13 protein-coding genes are annotated in these 16,646 nt (G+C 66.1%); 3 read left to right on the plus strand and 10 right to left on the minus strand.

Going from position 1 to position 16,646, the window contains the following annotated elements:
• Positions 1-303: 303 nt before the first annotated feature.
• On the plus strand, positions 304-1,605 hold the full coding sequence (locus NCR37_RS00430; protein WP_250471015.1) for a solute carrier family 23 protein: 1,302 nt from the start codon (positions 304-306) through the stop codon (positions 1,603-1,605).
• Between the two features lie 271 nt (positions 1,606-1,876).
• Here NCR37_RS00430 and NCR37_RS28345 read toward each other — a convergent pair whose 3' ends face one another.
• On the minus strand, positions 1,877-2,002 hold the full coding sequence (locus tag NCR37_RS28345; RefSeq protein ID WP_284506734.1) for a hypothetical protein: 126 nt from the start codon (positions 2,000-2,002) through the stop codon (positions 1,877-1,879).
• A gap of 48 nt (positions 2,003-2,050) precedes the next feature.
• A complete protein-coding gene (locus NCR37_RS00435; protein WP_250471016.1) occupies positions 2,051-3,718 on the minus strand; it encodes a Na+/H+ antiporter in 1,668 nt (555 codons plus the stop codon).
• A gap of 320 nt (positions 3,719-4,038) precedes the next feature.
• Between NCR37_RS00435 and NCR37_RS00440 the strand changes: the two genes are divergently transcribed.
• Positions 4,039-5,358 (plus strand): sensor domain-containing phosphodiesterase, encoded by a 1,320-nt coding sequence (locus tag NCR37_RS00440; protein WP_250471086.1) that lies wholly within the window; start codon positions 4,039-4,041, stop codon positions 5,356-5,358.
• 6 nt (positions 5,359-5,364) lie between these two features.
• On the opposite strand, the gene NCR37_RS00445 is transcribed toward NCR37_RS00440, so the two are convergent.
• Positions 5,365-8,943, minus strand: coding sequence for an indolepyruvate ferredoxin oxidoreductase family protein (locus tag NCR37_RS00445; protein ID WP_250471017.1), 3,579 nt, complete (start codon positions 8,941-8,943; stop codon positions 5,365-5,367).
• A gap of 243 nt (positions 8,944-9,186) precedes the next feature.
• Here NCR37_RS00445 and NCR37_RS00450 point away from each other — a divergent pair, with 243 nt between their 5' ends.
• Positions 9,187-9,825, plus strand: coding sequence for a glutathione S-transferase family protein (locus NCR37_RS00450; protein WP_206467336.1), 639 nt, complete (start codon positions 9,187-9,189; stop codon positions 9,823-9,825).
• An 8-nt stretch (positions 9,826-9,833) separates the two neighbouring features.
• On the opposite strand, the gene NCR37_RS00455 is transcribed toward NCR37_RS00450, so the two are convergent.
• From NCR37_RS00455 to NCR37_RS00485, 7 genes are all read right to left on the minus strand, one after another.
• The gene (locus NCR37_RS00455; protein ID WP_250471087.1) at positions 9,834-10,079 is read right to left on the minus strand and encodes a hypothetical protein; all 246 of its coding nucleotides are present in this window, start codon (positions 10,077-10,079) and stop codon (positions 9,834-9,836) included.
• 49 nt (positions 10,080-10,128) lie between these two features.
• Complete coding sequence (locus NCR37_RS00460; RefSeq protein WP_159837620.1) at positions 10,129-10,350, minus strand: hypothetical protein; 222 nt, start codon at positions 10,348-10,350, stop codon at positions 10,129-10,131.
• 102 nt (positions 10,351-10,452) lie between these two features.
• The gene (locus NCR37_RS00465) at positions 10,453-11,364 is read right to left on the minus strand and encodes a carbohydrate kinase family protein (protein ID WP_250471018.1); all 912 of its coding nucleotides are present in this window, start codon (positions 11,362-11,364) and stop codon (positions 10,453-10,455) included.
• Positions 11,365-11,369: 5 nt separating this feature from the next.
• Entirely contained in the window at positions 11,370-12,626 is a 1,257-nt protein-coding gene (locus NCR37_RS00470; protein WP_502800464.1) for an AGE family epimerase/isomerase, read from the minus strand.
• A gap of 2 nt (positions 12,627-12,628) precedes the next feature.
• Positions 12,629-13,648 carry a LacI family DNA-binding transcriptional regulator gene (locus NCR37_RS00475; protein WP_250471020.1) on the minus strand — a complete coding sequence of 340 codons (1,020 nt, stop codon included), beginning with the start codon at positions 13,646-13,648 and terminating at the stop codon, positions 12,629-12,631.
• A gap of 756 nt (positions 13,649-14,404) precedes the next feature.
• Positions 14,405-15,184 (minus strand): PIG-L deacetylase family protein, encoded by a 780-nt coding sequence (locus NCR37_RS00480; RefSeq protein ID WP_250471021.1) that lies wholly within the window; start codon positions 15,182-15,184, stop codon positions 14,405-14,407.
• 411 nt (positions 15,185-15,595) lie between these two features.
• On the minus strand, positions 15,596-16,615 hold the full coding sequence (locus tag NCR37_RS00485) for a bile acid:sodium symporter family protein (RefSeq protein WP_250471022.1): 1,020 nt from the start codon (positions 16,613-16,615) through the stop codon (positions 15,596-15,598).
• Positions 16,616-16,646: the final 31 nt, after the last annotated feature.

Genomic DNA, 16,646 nt, shown 5'->3' on the forward strand with positions numbered 1-16,646 from the left:
GTGGACACAACGTCGCCTGTAGGCGCGCGGGAAGGGCGCGTCCGCCCGCAGGCCGCTGCCGGCTCACGCGTCGTCGCATCAAGCGAACGCCGCTCCACACAGCGTCCGCCGACCACGCACGCAACACGACGCGACAGCGCCCACGCAACCCCAATCTCCGCGAAATCCCTCGCAACATCGCATAAGCAACACCGATTTTCGGCTCGCTTGCCTCGTTTCGGCCCACTCCGTACACTCGCGCCTGTCCGAAGAATCAAGCGCGCCGCGTGGCCGGCGCATCATCGCCGAGAAGGAGAGCTGCCCATGTCCGATTCCTATTTCCCGCGCTGGCCCGAGCAGCCGAATGCCGAAGGCGGGCGCGTCGTCGGGCCTGACGAGCGCCTGCCCTGGCCGCAGATGATCGCGATGGGCGTCCAGCACGTCGTCGCGATGTTCGGCTCCACCGTGCTCGCGCCGCTCCTGATGGGCTTCGATCCGAATCTGTGCATCTTCATGTCCGGCATCGGCACGCTGCTGTTCTTCGTGCTCGTCGGCGGGCGCGTGCCGAGCTATCTCGGCTCCAGCTTCGCGTTCATCGGCCTGGTGATCGCGGTTACGGGCTACTCCGGACACGGTTCTAACCCGAACATTCCGGTCGCGCTCGGCGGCATCATCGCGTGCGGCGTGGCGTATGCGGTCATCGGCGCGATCGTCGCGGCCGTCGGCACGCGCTGGATCGAAGCGCTGATGCCGCCCGTCGTCACCGGCTCGATCGTCTGCGTAATCGGGCTGAATCTCGCGCCGATCGCCGTCAAAGGCGTGAGCGGCAGCAACTTCGATTCGTGGATGGCGCTCGTCACCGTGCTGTGCGTCGGCGGCGTCGCAGTGTTCGCGCGCGGCATGGCGCAGCGGCTCTTGATTTTGATCGGTCTCGCCATTGCCTACATCATCTACGCGGTGCTGACCAACGGCATGGGCATGGGCAAGCCGATCGACTTCGCCATCGTCTCGAACGCCGCGTGGTTCGGCATGCCGCACTTCACCGCGCCGGTCTTCCAGCCGCAGGCCATGACGCTGCTCGCGCCCATTGCGATCATTCTCGTCGCGGAAAACCTCGGCCACATCAAGGCGGTCGGCGCGATGACCGGACGCAGTCTCGACAAATACATCGGCCGCGCGTTCATCGGCGACGGGCTCGCCACCATCGTCTCGGGCTTTGCCGGCGGCACGGGCGTGACGACCTACGCGGAAAACATCGGCGTGATGGCGGTCACCAAAATCTACTCGACGCTCGTGTTCGTGATTGCCGCGCTGTTCGCCATCGTGCTCGGCTTCTCGCCGAAGTTCGGCGCCTTGATCCAGACGATTCCCGGCCCGGTGCTCGGCGGCGTGTCCATCGTCGTGTTCGGGCTGATCGCGGTGACGGGCGCGCGTATCTGGGTCGTCAACAAGGTCGACTTTTCGGATAACCGCAATCTGATCGTCGCGGCGGTGACGCTCGTGCTCGGCGCAGGCGATTTCACGCTGAAGCTCGGCGGCTTCGCGCTCGGCGGCATCGGCACGGCGACGTTCGGCGCGATCATTTTCTATGCGATTTTGCGCCGGCGCGGGGCGGGTGTCGTTTGATGTGTGGCCGGCTTCGCGCCCGGCGCGGCGCGAAGTCGTCGCTCAAGAGCGTTCAACGCTAATCTCGACGACCATGCGCGAACGTTGGCTGCCAAGCGCGTTGCGCCCGCGCCGAGGCCCAGGCGCCAATACGCTACCGGCGTTACGCTTTACGCAATTCGAAAGTCTGCACATTGTTCGCGCTCGCCTAGCGAACGGTGGCCCGACGCATGAGACACCGAACGCGCGATCATCGCAACAACGTCTGCGTCGGAGCGGCTTGCGCGTGATCTCACGTGTCGTTCTTGCCGATCAGGAACGTCGACGCGCCACTTTCCGCCGGCGCCAAATCACGGATCACTTCGACGCGGTTCCGCAAGGCCGGCTCGTGTGACGCGTCGTTGAAGCCAGCGGGCATCACCGTCTGCGCGATGCCTTTCCGGCGTGGCTTTCCGCCGCTCCACTCTCAAGGCGTCATCCCCCGCTTGCGATTCACGATCGCCGTCTCCGAAAGATCGATCTCCCGCATCAGCTTGTTCAGCGTCTCATCGTTGATCGCCTGATCCGTTCTCAGCCGCAGCAGTTCGGCGCGCTCCGCCCGCAGCGCCGCCATTCTGAGCCGCGTTTCCACGATCTCGCTTCGTCTCGCCGCCACGCGCGGCGCTTCTTCGTCGCCGAGCGATTCCAGCCGCAGCCGGTACGTGTCCATCACGCGCGCGGTCGAATCCGCGCAGCGGGCCGACGCGGCCTCGTCCATGTCGTCGGTGAGCAGCGCGTGTGTTTCGTCGATGGCCCGGATCGCCGCCTGCGCCGCGCGGCGACGCGCCAGCCGCTCCTCGGCCGCATGCGGATTGCGCTCGCGCTTCGCGCCGCGCAGCACCACCGGCAAGCCGACGACCGCAATCGAGAGCGAAGCAAGAATCACCGCCGACGCGATGAAAATCGCCAGATCCCGCCCCGCGAGCGCCGCGCCGTTATCGAGCGTGACCGGCAGCGAGAGCACGCCCGCGAGCGTCACCGCGCCGCGCACGCCGCCGATCGTCGTCAGCGCGAGCGTCCGCAAGCCGGGCGCGGCGCTTTCGATGCCGACCTTCGCCGCGCTGCGGCTCGCGACCCAGCGCAGGCAATACACCCACACGAAGCGCAATGCGTAGAGCGCGAACACCGTCGCGATCACATAGCCGATCAGAAGGCCCACTTGCGCGTTGCCGTCCTGATGCGCCTCGATCAACGCGCGCCCGATGATGTGCGGCAACTGCAAGCCGAGCAGGATGAACACCATGCCGTTGAACACGAACTCGATCATCGTCCACGTGCTCGTCATGCGCACGCGCACGGCGCTCGGAATGGTCGCGCGCAGGCTCTGGATGTTCATCATCATTCCGGCGGAAACGGCCGCGAGAATGCCCGAGCACCCCGCGCGCTCCGAGATCACATAGGCGGCGAACGGAATCAGCACGGTCAGGATGACGCCCGCGGCGGGATCGTCGTCTTCCGAGAACTTGAGCACGCGCGCCGGAATCTCGGTGACGATCCAGCTGATCGCCGCGCCGATGGCGAGCCCGCCCACCGAGATCACAACGAAGCTGATGGCCGCCTCGTGCAGCGAAAACACGCCCGTCAGCGCGGCCGCGATGGCGAACTTCAGCGCGACGAGACCCGAGGCGTCGTTCATCAACGCTTCGCCTTCCAGAATATGCATGAGGTTCGCCGGAATGCGGTTGCGTCCGGCGATGCCCGTGAGCGCGACGGCATCGGTCGGCGAAAGCACGGCCGCCAGCGCGAACGCGACAGGAAGCGGCATCGCCGGAATCATCCAGTGCAGGAAGTAGCCGAGCGCGCCCACGGTGATGAACACGAGCCCGAGCGCCAGCATGAGAACGGCGCGGCGCGCGAGATACAGCTCGCGTTTTGGAATGCGCCAGCCGTCCGCGAACAGCAGCGGCGGGATGAACAGCAGCATGAACAGTTCGGGATCGAATGTGACATGCAGCCGGAAGCCGGGCCACGCGAGCATCGCGCCGATGGCGATCTGAATGAGCGGCAGCGGCAGCTTGACCGGCAGCAGGCTGAGACCGACGCCGGATAGCGCCACGATCATCAGCAGGATGAGGACGGTGAAGACGATTTCCATGCCGGATGCGGACGCGCGGGCGTCCGTTTATTTTTCGAGACGACGCGAGAGTGTAGCCCGACGCGTCATCCACGGCATGTTTCCGCGACGCACCCGCGCGGTGCGCGTGCATGCGTTCGCCGCCCGCTCGCGGTGCATGAAGCCTGCGAACGCCCGACAAAGGCGGCGGCTTCGCGCGCATGGACCTTGCTTTATCGACAGCCACGGGACGCGAGACTCCCGACGAGATCATCGAGGGCGGTTCTTATGAAAACGGTATCGGGCGGGACCGGCGCGGGGCCGGAGCAGGAAGCGCGCGGCGCGCGCGCGGGGGCATCCACATGGTGATCGCCAATCCCGAGAAGACGACGCTCTCCGCGCGCAGCTTCGAACTCGGCGTGATGTCGGGCTTGGACCGCTATTCGGTCGAGCACGGCGAGTGGACGCTCTCCAGCGTGTTCCAGCCGGTGTTCAGCCTTTCGCACATGCGCGCGGTCGGCTACGAAGGACTCTTGCGCGCGCACGACGCGCTGGACCGTCCCGTGCCGCCGGTCGATGTGTTCGCGCAGGCGTCGCGCGTCGGCGAAGCGTTGCAGATCGACCGTCTCGCGCAGGCGCTGCATCTCGAAAACTTCAAGATGCTCGGCGCGCAGGACGAATGGCTGTTTCTCAACGTGCATCCCGGCGCGCTGACCGAGCCGTATCACGCGGCCGCGCTGCTCGCCAATCTGAAGCGGCTGCATATCGAACCGCGCCGCGTCGTGCTCGAAGTGCTGGAGCACAGCGCCGGGGACATCGAGCGACTCGCGCAGGCGGTGCAGCAGTTCCGCGAGCACGGCTTTCTGATCGCGCTGGACGACTTCGGCGCGGGACACACGAACATCGAACGGATCTGGCAACTCGATCCGGATATCGTCAAACTCGACCGCGTGATGCTGTCGCACGCCGGCCACAACGTGCATGCGCCGCTGTCGGAGCGCACGCGCAAGCAGCGGCGCAACATGGAAGCGGTGCTGTCGGGCATCGTCTCGCTGTTGCACGAGGCGGGCAAGCTCGTGCTGATCGAGGGCGTCGAAACCGAGCACGAGGCGCAGCTTGCGCTCGCGAGCGGCGCGGACTTCGTGCAGGGCTTTTTCTTTGCGCGGCCGCATCCGGGGCTCGCGGATGGCGTGCATGCGCAGAACATCATCGGCGAATTGACGGAGCGGTATCGCTTGCAGACGGAAGCGCGCGAGCGGCGCGTCGCGACGCGGCTCCAGCCGTATGTGCGCGCGTTCGAGCGCGCGGCGGAGCGGCTTGCAGCGGGCGAACCGCTCGACGAAGTGTGCTGGAACTTCCTCGCGCTCGATCACGCCGCGCGCTGCTTTCTGCTCGACCAGAACGGCCGGCAGTCGGGCCGCAATGTCGTGCTGCGCGCCGACCGCGCCGCGCACGAAGCGCGCTTTCTGCCACTCGTCGATGCGCAAGGCGCGAACTGGCTGCGACGTCCGTACTTTCGCGCGGCGCTCGGCGACCCCGAACGCGTGCATGTGACGAAGCCGTATCTTTCGATCAACGAGGCGATGCCGTGCGTCACGCTATCGGTCGAGACGCGCTCCGGCGGCAAGCGCTGCGTGCTGTGCGGCGACATCGACTGGCTGCCGGACGACGACGCCGACTGACTTCGCTCACTTCGCGACGACGACCGGAATGCCCTTTAGCGACGACGCGCCCTTCATTGCTTCGATGGACGCGCGCACCGCATCGCCCGTCGCCGCTTCGATGCCGAGCCGCGCGACGAGTTCGCGCTCGCTGCGCTTGACCATCGCGAGATTCGCGAGCTTCACGTGACCGTAGCCGCGCACGCGCTCGAAGAGCGCGGCGAGCGCAGCGACATCCTTCGCGTTGCCGGCGTCGAGTTTCGCGAGCGCGCGTTGCATCGTGATTTCGTAATCCTTGGCGAGCTGACGCTCCATGCGGCGTTCGAGCGTCCTGCCGAACGGATCGAGCGCCGTGCCGCGCAGCGCGCGCAGCTTCGACAGACCGCCGAGCACCGGCCACATCCACTGGCCGAAGGTCTTCTTCTTCGGCGCGCCGTGCGACAGCGCGGGCGGCGCGAGGTTGAACTTCACGGTGTAAGCGTCGCCGGGCGCGCCTTCGAACTGCGCGGCGAGCGCGGCGCGGAACGCCGGGTCCGCGTGCAGGCGCGCGACTTCGTATTCGTCCTTCACCGCGAGCAGCTTGTAGAACGTGATCGCCACGGCGCGCTTCACGTCTTCATTCGCCGATGCCTGCGCGATCAGCGAACGATATCGCTCCACGTACTTCGCGCCGCCATACGCGAGCAGCCGATCTTCGCGATCGCGGATGAGCTCGGCAAGCGGCATGTCCGCCATCGGGACGCGCTTCTGCTGCGCTGACGATGCGAGCGCATCGAGCGCGTTGATATCCGCCGCGGCAAGCCGGCCGATCGCGAAGGCCAGCTTGTTCGCCGCGACCGCCACGTTGTTCAGTTCCAGCGCGCGCATCAATGCCCCGTGCGACACCGGCACGAGGCCGAGTTGCCACGCGAAGCCGAGCATCACGATATTCGCGCCGATGGTATCGCCGAGAAAGCGCGTCGCGAGCGATTGCGCGTCGCAGGTGTGCAACGCGTCGGCGGCATCGGCGCCGGCCGCGTGGCGCATCTTGTCGAGCAGCGCGTCGGCGTGCAGATTCGCGTCGGGGTTCTGCACGAAGCTCGCGTTCGGAATGGCGTGCGTATTCACGACGATCTTCGTCCGGTCATGCCGCACCGTTTGCAACGCTTCGGGACTCGCGCCGACGACCATATCGCAGGCGAGCAGCAAGTCGGCCTGCTGGGTGTCGATGCGCACCTGATTCAGCAGCGCGTCCTCGCTCGCTACGCGCACGAACGACAGCACCGAGCCGCCTTTCTGCGCAAAGCCCATGAAATCGAGCACCGACGCGCTCTTGCCTTCGAGATGCGCCGCCATGCTGATGAGCGCGCCGACCGTGACGACGCCCGTGCCGCCCACGCCCGTCACCAGCATGTCGTACGGCGCGTGATCGAGATGCGCGCGCGGTGGCGGCAGCGCATCGACGCGGCGGGCGAGTTCGGCAGGATCGAACGCGTGGCCGTCGGCTTTCTTCAGCTTCGCGCCTTCGAGCGTGACGAAGCTCGGGCAGAAGCCGTTCACGCACGAATAGTCCTTGTTGCACGACGACTGATCGATGCGGCGCTTGCGTCCCAGTTCAGTTTCCACCGGCTCGACGGACAGGCAGTTCGACTGCACGCCGCAATCGCCACAGCCTTCGCACACGGCTTCGTTGATGAAAAGCCGCTTGTCCGGATCGGGAAACTCGCCCTTCTTGCGGCGGCGGCGCTTTTCGGCGGCGCACGTCTGGTCGTAGATCAGCACGGTCACGCCGGGCGTTTCGCGCAGGCGGCGCTGCACGGCATCCAGTTCACTGCGGTGATGAAAGGTCGTGCCGCGCGGGAACTGGTCCTCGTGGCCCTCGTACTTCTCGGGTTCGTCGCTGACCACGACGAGCAGCGCGATGCCTTCCGCCTCCACTTGCCGCGCGATCTGCGGCACCGAAATGCTGCCGTCGACCGGCTGGCCGCCCGTCATCGCGACGGCGTCGTTATAGAGAATCTTGTACGTGATGTTGGCTTTCGCGGCCACCGCCTGCCGGATCGCGAGAATGCCCGAGTGAAAATACGTGCCGTCGCCGAGATTCTGAAAGACGTGCGGCGTCTTTGTGAACATCGCGTGCGAAGCCCAGTCCACGCCTTCGCCGCCCATCTGGATGAGGCCGGTCGTGTCGCGCTCCATCCACGACGCCATGAAGTGACAGCCGATGCCAGCCTGCGCCACCGAGCCTTCCGGCACTTTCGTCGACGTGTTGTGCGGGCAGCCCGAGCAGAAGTAGGGCGTGCGCTTCACGGCATCGGCGATATTGGACAGAATTTGCGGCGCGACGAGATCGACCACTTTGTCGCGGCGGTCGAGCGCCGGCTTGTGGCGCGCGAGCCATTGCGCGAACACCGGCAGCACGCGCGAGGGCCGCAGCTCGCCGAGCGCGGAAAGTAGCGGCGCGCCGTCCTGCGTCGCTTTGCCGATCACGACCGGCCGCGCGCCTTGAGCGCGGTTGTACAGATGATCCTTGATCTGCTGCTCGACGACCGGCCCTTTCTCCTCGATGACGAGCACTTCCGCGAGCCCTTCGACGAACGCATCCAGCCGCGTGGTTTCGAGCGGAAACGACAGCCCGACTTTGTAGATGCGCACGCCGGCGGCGTCGAGATCGTCCACGGTCAGTTCGAGCCGGCGCAGCGCCTCCATCAGATCGAGATGCGCCTTGCCGCAGGTCACGATGCCGACGTTCGCCCGCGGACTCGGCGCGATCCACTTGTCGATGCTGTTCGTCCGCGCGAAGTGGCGCACGGCGTCGAGCTTCGCGTGGAGACGCGCTTCGATGGTGAGGCTCGGCAAGTCGGGCCAGCGGTTGTGCAGCCCGCCCGGCGGCGGCGTGAAGCCTTCGGGCGCGGTCCAGTCGGTCTTCAACGCATCGAGATCCACGGTCGAGCCGGATTCGACCGTCTCGGAAATGGCCTTGAAGCCGACCCACGCGCCCGAAAAGCGCGAGAGCGCCCAGCCGTACAGCCCGAATTCGAGCATGTCCGCCACGTTCGACGGATTCACCACCGGCATATGCCACGCGATCATCGCCTGATCGCTCTGATGCGGCATGGACGACGAGACGCAGCCGTGGTCGTCGCCTGCCACCACGAGCACGCCGCCGTGCGGCGACGAGCCGTACGCGTTGCCGTGCTTAAGGGCATCGCCCGCGCGGTCCACGCCCGGACCTTTGCCGTACCACATCGCGAACACGCCATCGACGGTGCGCTCGGGATCGCTTTCGACGCGCTGCGTGCCGAGCACGGCGGTGCCCCCGAGTTCTTCGTTGATCGCGGGGAGAAAGCGCACGTCATGCGACGCGAGCAGCTTCTTCGCCTTCCACAATTGCTGATCCACCATGCCGAGCGGCGAGCCGCGATAGCCGCTGATGAACCCGGCCGTGTTCAGATGCGCGGCGCGGTCGAGCGCGCGCTGCATCAACACGAGACGCACCAGCGCCTGCGTGCCCGTCAGGAAGATTCGGCCGCCCGTGGCGCTCAGGTTGTCGGCGAGTTGGTAGTCGGACAGCGCGGGTTCGTTGAGGCGAGGCGAAAAGGCATCGGCGGGGACGCGTGCATTCATGGTTGTCTCGTTATTTGTCTGTGAGGCGATACGTCATTTTTTGTCACCGAAAGCGGAATGTTTTTTCGCACTCGCTGCAATTCGGCAGACGTTGAGAAACCACGCAGACTTTTTCGGGATAAACGGGAGAAATCTGCTCGAATAGGGCGCGCGTCGGCGTAAACCCGCAGCCGTGCCGCTCGCGTGGCGGCGCTGATTGGGACTAACCTGATCGCTTTCGAGAACGAGAGAAGGCCGACGCCGATGAAACTCTTCTACTGGCCGAAGACGCGCGCGTTTCGCGCGCTGTGGATGCTCGAAGAACTGCGCGAGCCGTATGAACTGGCGTTCGTGAACATTCGCGCGGGCGCGCAGAACGAAGCCGCGTTCAGCCGCGTGAATCCGATGTCGAAGCTCCCCGCGCTCGACGACGGCGGCGTGCGCGTGGCGGAATCCGGCGCGGTGCTGCTCTATCTGGCGGACCGGTTTCCGGAGGCGCGTCTGGGCGCGCCGCTTTCGGACCCGGCGCGCGGCCGGTTCCTGCAATGGATGTTCTTCACCGGCTCATGCCTGGAACCGGCGATGGCCGAGCGCATGACCGGCGCGCAGGGCAACACCTTCAGCTTCGGCTGGGGCGATCTCGCGCGGGTGGAGCATGCAATCGAAAGCGCGCTCGAAGAAGGGCCGTGGCTGCTCGGCGAGCCGTTCACCGCCGCCGACATCCTGCTCGCGAGCACGCTGCAGATTGCGTTCGTCGCGAGGCTGATCGAGCCGCAGGGCGTGCTCTTCGATTACGTCGAACGGGCGGTGGCGCGCGAAGGCTACGAGCGCGCGGCCGCGATCGATCATCGCGAGGCGGAGCGCCTCGGACTCAGGCCGCACCCGAAAATGCCGGTGGATTGAGCGGAAAGTCAGGGAAACGCGCGCGGCTTGGGAATGCCCGCGCCGGCGTCGATGTCCGCGACCGCGCGCAGGTGCGCGAGCTGAATGGCTTCATTGGACGTCGGCAGTCCGCCGTCGCCGCCGACTGTCTTCCAGTCCTGCACGGCTTTGTCCAGATGGCGAATCTCGTACTCGGCGTCCCAGCGCGGACCCTGAAGCTCGATGGGCCGCACGTGGATGGAATAGACGCCATATAGGAAGACCTGGTCCGGCATGTCGCCCTCCGATGCAGTGGACGGCGCGCTCGCGCCGTCTTTCTGCCAGCTACAGTTCGATTTCCCCGAGGATGCGGTGGGCAAGCGCCCGCGCTTCGTCGAGTGCTTCGTGCTCGTTCTCCGATGCCGCTTCCACTTCGTAGAGCGTCGCGTCGGGCTGCTCGCCGTCGTCGCGCGAGAGGGAGACGAGCCCCTGGAACTTGCCGCCGTCGATGGCGCGCACGCCGATCGTCGCGGTGTAAATGCCTTTCGTGTAGGTCGTGTCTTCCATGATGGATTCGCCTCTGGCCCAAGGACTCAAGCATGAAATTCATGCTAGCACGCGGTCATGCGCCGCGTGTGACCGCGGCGCGCTCGCGTCCGCGCTCAGTTCCTAGCCGAGCAATTCCTCGACCTCGTCGAGCGACGGCGAATGCGCGCCCGAATGACGGCACGCCGCCGCGCCCGCCGCGAGCGCGAACTTCAGATGATCGGGCCAGCCGCCGTGACGCGCCATCAGGCTATAGAGCAGTCCGCCGATGGACGCATCGCCTGCGCCGACCGTATCCGCCACCTCGATGACCGGCGGACGCGCGCTGAACGCTTCATCGCCGGCATAGAGCGTCGCCTCCGACGAGCCGCGCGTGACGAGCACGGTGGCTTGCGGGTTCATCGCGCGCAGTTGCGCGAGCGCGTCTTCTTCGGGGATGCCGCGAAACAGCATGTGGAGGTCCTCGTCCGACACCTTGATCAGATCGGCGAGGCCCGCCATATTGCGCAGGATCGGCTCGTAGCCGTGCTCCATCAGGTTCCGGTAGTTCGGATCGAAGCTGATCTTCACGCCGTGTTCGCGCAGTTTCGCGGCGAGCGCGGCGAGCGTCGCGCCGAGCGGCTGGCGCACGAGGCTGATGCAGCCGAAGTGCGCCCACTTCACGCGCTCCATCCAGCCTTGCGGCAGCTTCTCGGGATCGAAGGCAAGATCTGCGCCGTTTTCGCCCATGAAGTAGTAGGTCGGCGGCTGCGTCTTGTGGACGATGGCGAGCAGCGGCGGACGCTCGACGCGCTGCATGAAGCGCATGTCGAGGCCCGCGGCGACGCTCGCCTGCCAGAGGTCGTCGGAGAAGTTGTCGGTGCCGAGCGAACCTGCGCACGCGGTCGGCAGGCCGAGCCGGGCGACCGCGCGCGCGACGTTCCAGCCCGCGCCGCCCGGACGCGACAGCCAGCTCTCGCCGCCCGTGCGGATCAGGTCAGTGAGGATGTCGCCAGCCGAGACGAACTGCGGAAAAGTGGTGTGATCGGTTGCCATCGTGCTTACCGTGAGTTGTGCGGCGAGGCGAGCGCGTTCAGCACTTCGTAGCACGCGCCCATCGTGTGGTAGTCGGTCTTGCCGGCGGGACTCTTTTCGTCGCCGTACTTGCGGTTGTCGCAGGTCAGTATGCGATACCACGCGCCGTAGCGGTGATCGACGAAATGCGCCCAGCTATAGCGCCAGAGTTCGTCGTAGCAGTCCCAAAAGCGTTCACTGCCGGTTCGCGCGCCGAGAAGCGCCGCCGCCGCGAAGCTCTCTGCCTGCACCCAGAAGTACTTGTCGTGATCGCAGATGCTGTCGTCGGGGCCGAAGCCGTAGTACAGGCCGCCGTGCTGGTCGTCCCACGCGCGCGAAAAGCCCGCGTCGAACAGTTCGATGGCGCGCGGCGCGAGCCACGGCAGCGCGCGATGGCGTTCCAGAATCAGCAGCAGCTTCGCCCATTCGGTCTGATGCCCCGCCTGAAAGCCCCACGGCCGGAAGATGTTCGAGCTGTCCGATTCGTTGTAATGCCAGTCCACCGACCAGTCGCGATGAAAATGCTCCCACACGAGGCCGTTCGACAGCCGCGCCTGCCGCAGCGTGATGTTGCCCGCGATCTTCTCGGCGCGGTCGAGGTAGATCACGTGTCCGGTCGCCTCGTACGCCGCGAGCAAGGCTTCGGTCGCGTGCATGTTCGCGTTCTGCCCGCGGTAGTCCGAAAGCTGCCAGTCGGGCGTGGCATCGTCTGCGTAGAGACCGGCTTCGGCGTCCCAGAAGCGGCGTTCCATGAGCGCGAACGTTTCGTCGATCATGGGCCGCGCTTCGTCGATGCCCGCCATGGCCGCATGCGCGCACGCGAGCAGCACGAACGCCATGCCGTAGCAATGCCGCGTGCCGTCGAGCGTGCGTTTCTGGCCGTCGCGCCACTCGATTTCCCAGTCGTAGCCTTCGTTTGCGGCGTCCCAGTGCGCGTCGCGCAGGAAACGGAACGCGTGGCGGGCGTCGTCGAGGAACTGCGCATCGCCGAAGTGGCGATACGCCATTGCGTAGTTGAAAACGAAGCGCGTGCTGCTGACGAGATGGCGCGTCGTGCGGTCGTAGACGGTGCCGTCGTCCTTGAAGAAGTGGAAGAAGCCGCCGGACGGATCGCGGCCGGTCGGCGCGTAGAAGGCCAGCGTGTCGCGGACGTGCGAAAGCAGGAAGTCGCGGCTGCGGAAGTCGATTCCGCTTTCCGGCGCTTCGCCCGAGACGACGGCGGCGACGGCGGCTGAAGCGGTCATGTTCATGGCGTGCGGAGCTCCTCTTTCGCGCCCGAACTCGCGCGGGCGATGAATTCCACGCTCATCAGCGAGTCGGCCTGGTCCGGCAAGGTCGAGTGATCGTCGAGCAGCAACTCGACGCCGCGCCGCCCGAGCGCTTCCTTGTCCACGGCGACCGTGGAGAGCGGCGGCGCGCTGTGAGCGGCGGCGGGAATGTCGTCGAAGCCGACGAACGCGATGTCGTCAGGCACGCGCAAGCCCTGCGCGAGGCAGACGCGCATGGCCGCGAGCGCCGCTGCATCGTTATAGGCGAAAACCGCGTCGGGCAGCGGACTCGATTTTGCGCGCGTCTCGGCAATCAGGCGCTCCATGGCGTCGGCGGCGGCGACATCGGCAGGCACGCCAGCCTGCGCGGTGACTTCGAGCGTCGGGTCGAAGAGCAGGCCGGCGTCGAAGTACGCCTTGCGATACCCGAGCGCCCGCTGCGCGATACTGTGATGCGCGAGCGACCCGCCGATGAACGCGACGCGCCGCCGTCCGAGCGCAAACAGATGCTGCATGGCGAGCGCCGCGCCCTTCGCGTTGTCGATGTCGACTGAACGAAAGCCGGGCGCGCGCAAGTCGATGAGCACGATGGGACGCGCGAGCGACTGCAGATGCGCGAGCAGTTCCGGTTCGACGAAGCCCGCGACCGCGATGGCGTCCGGCGCGTGCAGCCGCATTTGCTGCGCGAGGTCTTGCGTCGGTCCGGCGGTGAGCACGGACGGCACGAGACGACGCTCGCGGCACGCTTCTTCGAAGCCGTGCAGCACTTGCGAGAAGAACGGGCTGACGGCGAAGTTGTTGTGCTGCCGATGCAGCAGAAAGGTCACGCGACGGATGCGCGTGCGCAACTGCGCCGAATCGTAGCCGAGGCGTTGCGCGACTTCGACGACGCGCACGCGCGTGGCCTCCGACAAACCCGGCTGGTTCTTGAGCGCACGCGAAACCGTCCCGATGGAGACGCTCGCCGCGCGTGCGACATCGCGGATGGTAGTGGCCATCGTGTTGTTCTCTATGATGAGGCGAGAGCGCGCGGCATATGCGGCGCTTGTCGGGGCGGATTGTATAGTAAAAGGGCAGCGGGACGCGTGCGGGAGCGCTTAGAGGAAACCACTAAGGCTTGCGGGACAGGCGCTCGCGGTTGAAGGGTTTGTTTAGTAAAAGGGCGAGCGTGTTTGGTCGCCGGGCCGGGTGGCGCGGCGTGCGGTGCGCTGCGGGTCGGCACTGTCGCGCGCGGCCCGCGTCGGCCTGCCGCGCTCCGTAATCGGGCTGTCGGCGCTACGCGGCCGCGATGACGTGCTCTGCCCTGCGTGTTCGCTCGTGATGCACGATTCGCTGGCGAGACGGCATCTTGGCGCGCGGTCGTGTCGGACTCAACTTGTGAGCCTTATTAGTCGCCATCATGCCTTGGCTGTACGACGAACGGACGCAACCGCGGACGTGTCGCGGCATCCGGCCGTGCCTGCACACCGGGCGTCTGTACGATGCGGCGTTGCTCGCGGACGCGTCGTGCGCGTCAGACCTAATACGATTTGATTGCTCGCGCAAGCCGAAGGCAAATGCCGGCGAAACTGTCGCCTGCGTCGGCGCCGCGTTCGGCTCGAGCGGGCTGCGTAAAGCTCGCTCGCAGGTCGCCCGGGTTCAGCGAAAGACGCGATCTCGAGCTTGCCGTCGAAAGCGGCGCTGCTTGCGTGCCCTCATCCCTCGCGTTAGCTCGAGATGCCCGACTCGCGCAACTCAGCACCGTCGGGCGCCGCTCAGATCAGCACGACCTCATAAGGCCGCGTCAGCCGCGCAAGCACATGGTCCGGTAGCACCGCCGCCTGTCCTGTCGCAGTATCCGGCTCCAGTTGGCTGCGGAAAGCCTGCACCGCTCGCAGCTTGCGCGCAAGCGTTGCTTCGTCGAGCACGATCTTGCGGGCGCGGCTCCACGGTACGCGGGTATCGTCGGGCGACGCCCAGTCCCAGGTGCAAAGCGGCACTTCCACGAACGGCAAGCCGAGCGCAGTGGCGGCCGAAAACGCGGCACGTCCCACCGCCTCGTGATCCGGATGGCCGTCGTGACGCCACGTCGCAAAGACGATGTCGTCCGGTCGCAAGTGGCTGGCGAGATAACCGGACAAGCCCGGCTCCATGTTCTGCGCGCTGCCATGCTGCAGGCCGAGCCTCGCTACCTGCACGTTTCGCAGATGCAGCCGCTGCAACGCCTCGCGCGTTTCCATCGGACGAACGGTGGCGAGGCGCTCCGGCGTCCATTCGGTGGAGTTCGGATGGCTTGCGGTACCGTCCGTGACCGCGACGATCAAAAGGTGCCTGCTGGTCTCCGATAGCTGCGCGAGCAATCCGCCCGTTCCCAGAACCTCCGCGTCAGGATGCGGCGCAACGACGACTGCGCGCGCGCCGGGCGGCACGAGATCGCTCGAATGCACTTCAGGCAATGCGCCGAGACGTCCCCAACGTTGCCAGGTGGCTTCGGGCGTGCCTTGAGCGGAGGGCGCGTCCTGCTGCGGCGGAACGCGAGGTTTGAGCGTGGCCATGCAATGCTCTCCCTATCCATTCGCGCGCAGCTTCACCGCAGCCGCGGCATGCGACGCGCGGACAGAGCCCGGACGACCCGCACGATCGCGCAATGCCGGATTGCCGCGATAACCGGCTCCTTGCAGCAGAAGGTCTTGGATAAGTGATGTGCTGTTCATGGCTTTCCCCGTTCTCGCGTATGCGACTTATGACCCCAGTGTGGCAAGCCATGTACCCGACTGATACTCGGCCGAATGGCATAGGCAAAAGCGCCGGACTTCGGGCATTCGACTGTCGCGTAATGCTGCCAACGAGCAGGTTGTTTTGCCTATGCCGTTCGGCAGAGTCGACGTTGAAAGACGCTTCGGCTCAAATGACAAAAAGGCCGCACGAAGCGGCCTGTTCCGAAGCGGAGAAAAACGATGCTGCGATTAACGGCGGGCGGGTGCCCCGACGGTCTTGCCTTCGCGCGCGGGCTCGGCGGCAGTCCTGCGCGAGCCCCAACGCTGCGCGAGTACGGCGCAGACCATCAGCTGGATCTGGTGGAAGAGCATCAACGGCAGTACCACCGCACCCACGGCGTGGGAGGCGAAGATGACCTTTGCCATCGGAATGCCGGACGCCAGACTCTTCTTGGAGCCGCAGAAGATGATGGTGATCTGGTCCGCGCGGCTGAAGCCCAGCCGTTTCGCGCTGAACGCGGTGATGAAGAGCGCGGCCGCGAGCAGGACAATGTTCACGACGAGCAGGCCCGCCAGCGCCGAGATAGGAATCGAATGCCAGATGCCTTCGTTCACCGCTTCGCTGAAAGCCACGTAGACGACCAGCAGAATCGAGCCCTGATCGACGAACTTCAGCACCGGCTTGTGGCGGTCCACCCATTTGCCGATGGCCGGACGCAGCAATTGCCCGGCAACGAACGGCACGAGCAGTTGCAGCACGATGTTGCCGACGGTGTGCCAGGGCGAGCCGGTGGTCGCGCCGTGATTGCTCACGAGCAGGCCGACGAGCGCGGGCGTGATGAAAATTCCGAGAAGGCTGGAGGCCGACGCGCTGCACACTGCGGCGGGCACGTTGCCTTTCGCCATGGAAGTGAATGCGATGGAAGACTGCACCGTAGACGGCAACGTGCAGAGGAACAGGATGCCGGTGTAGAGCGCAGGGGTGACGAGCGGACTCAGCAGAGGCTTGAGCGCGACTGCGAGCAGCGGAAACATCACGAAGGTACTGAGCAGCACGAGCAAGTGCAGACGCCAGTGCGTCGCGCCAGCGACGATCGCCTCGCGCGAGAGCTTCGCGCCGTGCAGGAAGAACAGCAGTCCGATGGCGATGTCGGTGATCCAGTTGAACGCGACCGCCGCGCTGCCGCGGCACGGCAGCAAACTCGCGATGATGACGGTGCCGATCAACGCAAGCGTGAAGTTGTCAGGGAGGAGTTTGGGCCGTGCCATCTAAGAAGTCTCGCACTCGGGCGCGCCGGAC

This window comes from Caballeronia sp. GAFFF1 (assembly GCF_023630705.1).
Classification (GTDB): domain Bacteria; phylum Pseudomonadota; class Gammaproteobacteria; order Burkholderiales; family Burkholderiaceae; genus Caballeronia.

Bases quoted from the DNA above. Each gene is read 5' to 3' on its own strand.
- NCR37_RS00455 (WP_250471087.1), bottom strand. From the start codon at position 10,079: ATGCCGGACCAGGTCTTCCTATATGGCGTCTATTCCATCCACGTGCGG.
- NCR37_RS00480 (WP_250471021.1), bottom strand. From the start codon at position 15,184: ATGGCCACGCTCAAACCTCGCGTTCCGCCGCAGCAGGACGCGCCCTCC.
- NCR37_RS00465 (WP_250471018.1), bottom strand. From the start codon at position 11,364: ATGGCAACCGATCACACCACTTTTCCGCAGTTCGTCTCGGCTGGCGAC.
- NCR37_RS00445 (WP_250471017.1), bottom strand. From the start codon at position 8,943: ATGAATGCACGCGTCCCCGCCGATGCCTTTTCGCCTCGCCTCAACGAA.
- NCR37_RS00470 (WP_502800464.1), bottom strand. From the start codon at position 12,626: ATGACCGCTTCAGCCGCCGTCGCCGCCGTCGTCTCGGGCGAAGCGCCG.
- NCR37_RS00460 (WP_159837620.1), bottom strand. From the start codon at position 10,350: ATGGAAGACACGACCTACACGAAAGGCATTTACACCGCGACGATCGGC.
- NCR37_RS28345 (WP_284506734.1), bottom strand. From the start codon at position 2,002: ATGCCCGCTGGCTTCAACGACGCGTCACACGAGCCGGCCTTGCGGAAC.
- NCR37_RS00430 (WP_250471015.1), top strand. From the start codon at position 304: ATGTCCGATTCCTATTTCCCGCGCTGGCCCGAGCAGCCGAATGCCGAA.
- NCR37_RS00435 (WP_250471016.1), bottom strand. From the start codon at position 3,718: ATGGAAATCGTCTTCACCGTCCTCATCCTGCTGATGATCGTGGCGCTA.
- NCR37_RS00485 (WP_250471022.1), bottom strand. From the start codon at position 16,615: ATGGCACGGCCCAAACTCCTCCCTGACAACTTCACGCTTGCGTTGATC.
- NCR37_RS00450 (WP_206467336.1), top strand. From the start codon at position 9,187: ATGAAACTCTTCTACTGGCCGAAGACGCGCGCGTTTCGCGCGCTGTGG.
- NCR37_RS00475 (WP_250471020.1), bottom strand. From the start codon at position 13,648: ATGGCCACTACCATCCGCGATGTCGCACGCGCGGCGAGCGTCTCCATC.
- NCR37_RS00440 (WP_250471086.1), top strand. From the start codon at position 4,039: ATGGTGATCGCCAATCCCGAGAAGACGACGCTCTCCGCGCGCAGCTTC.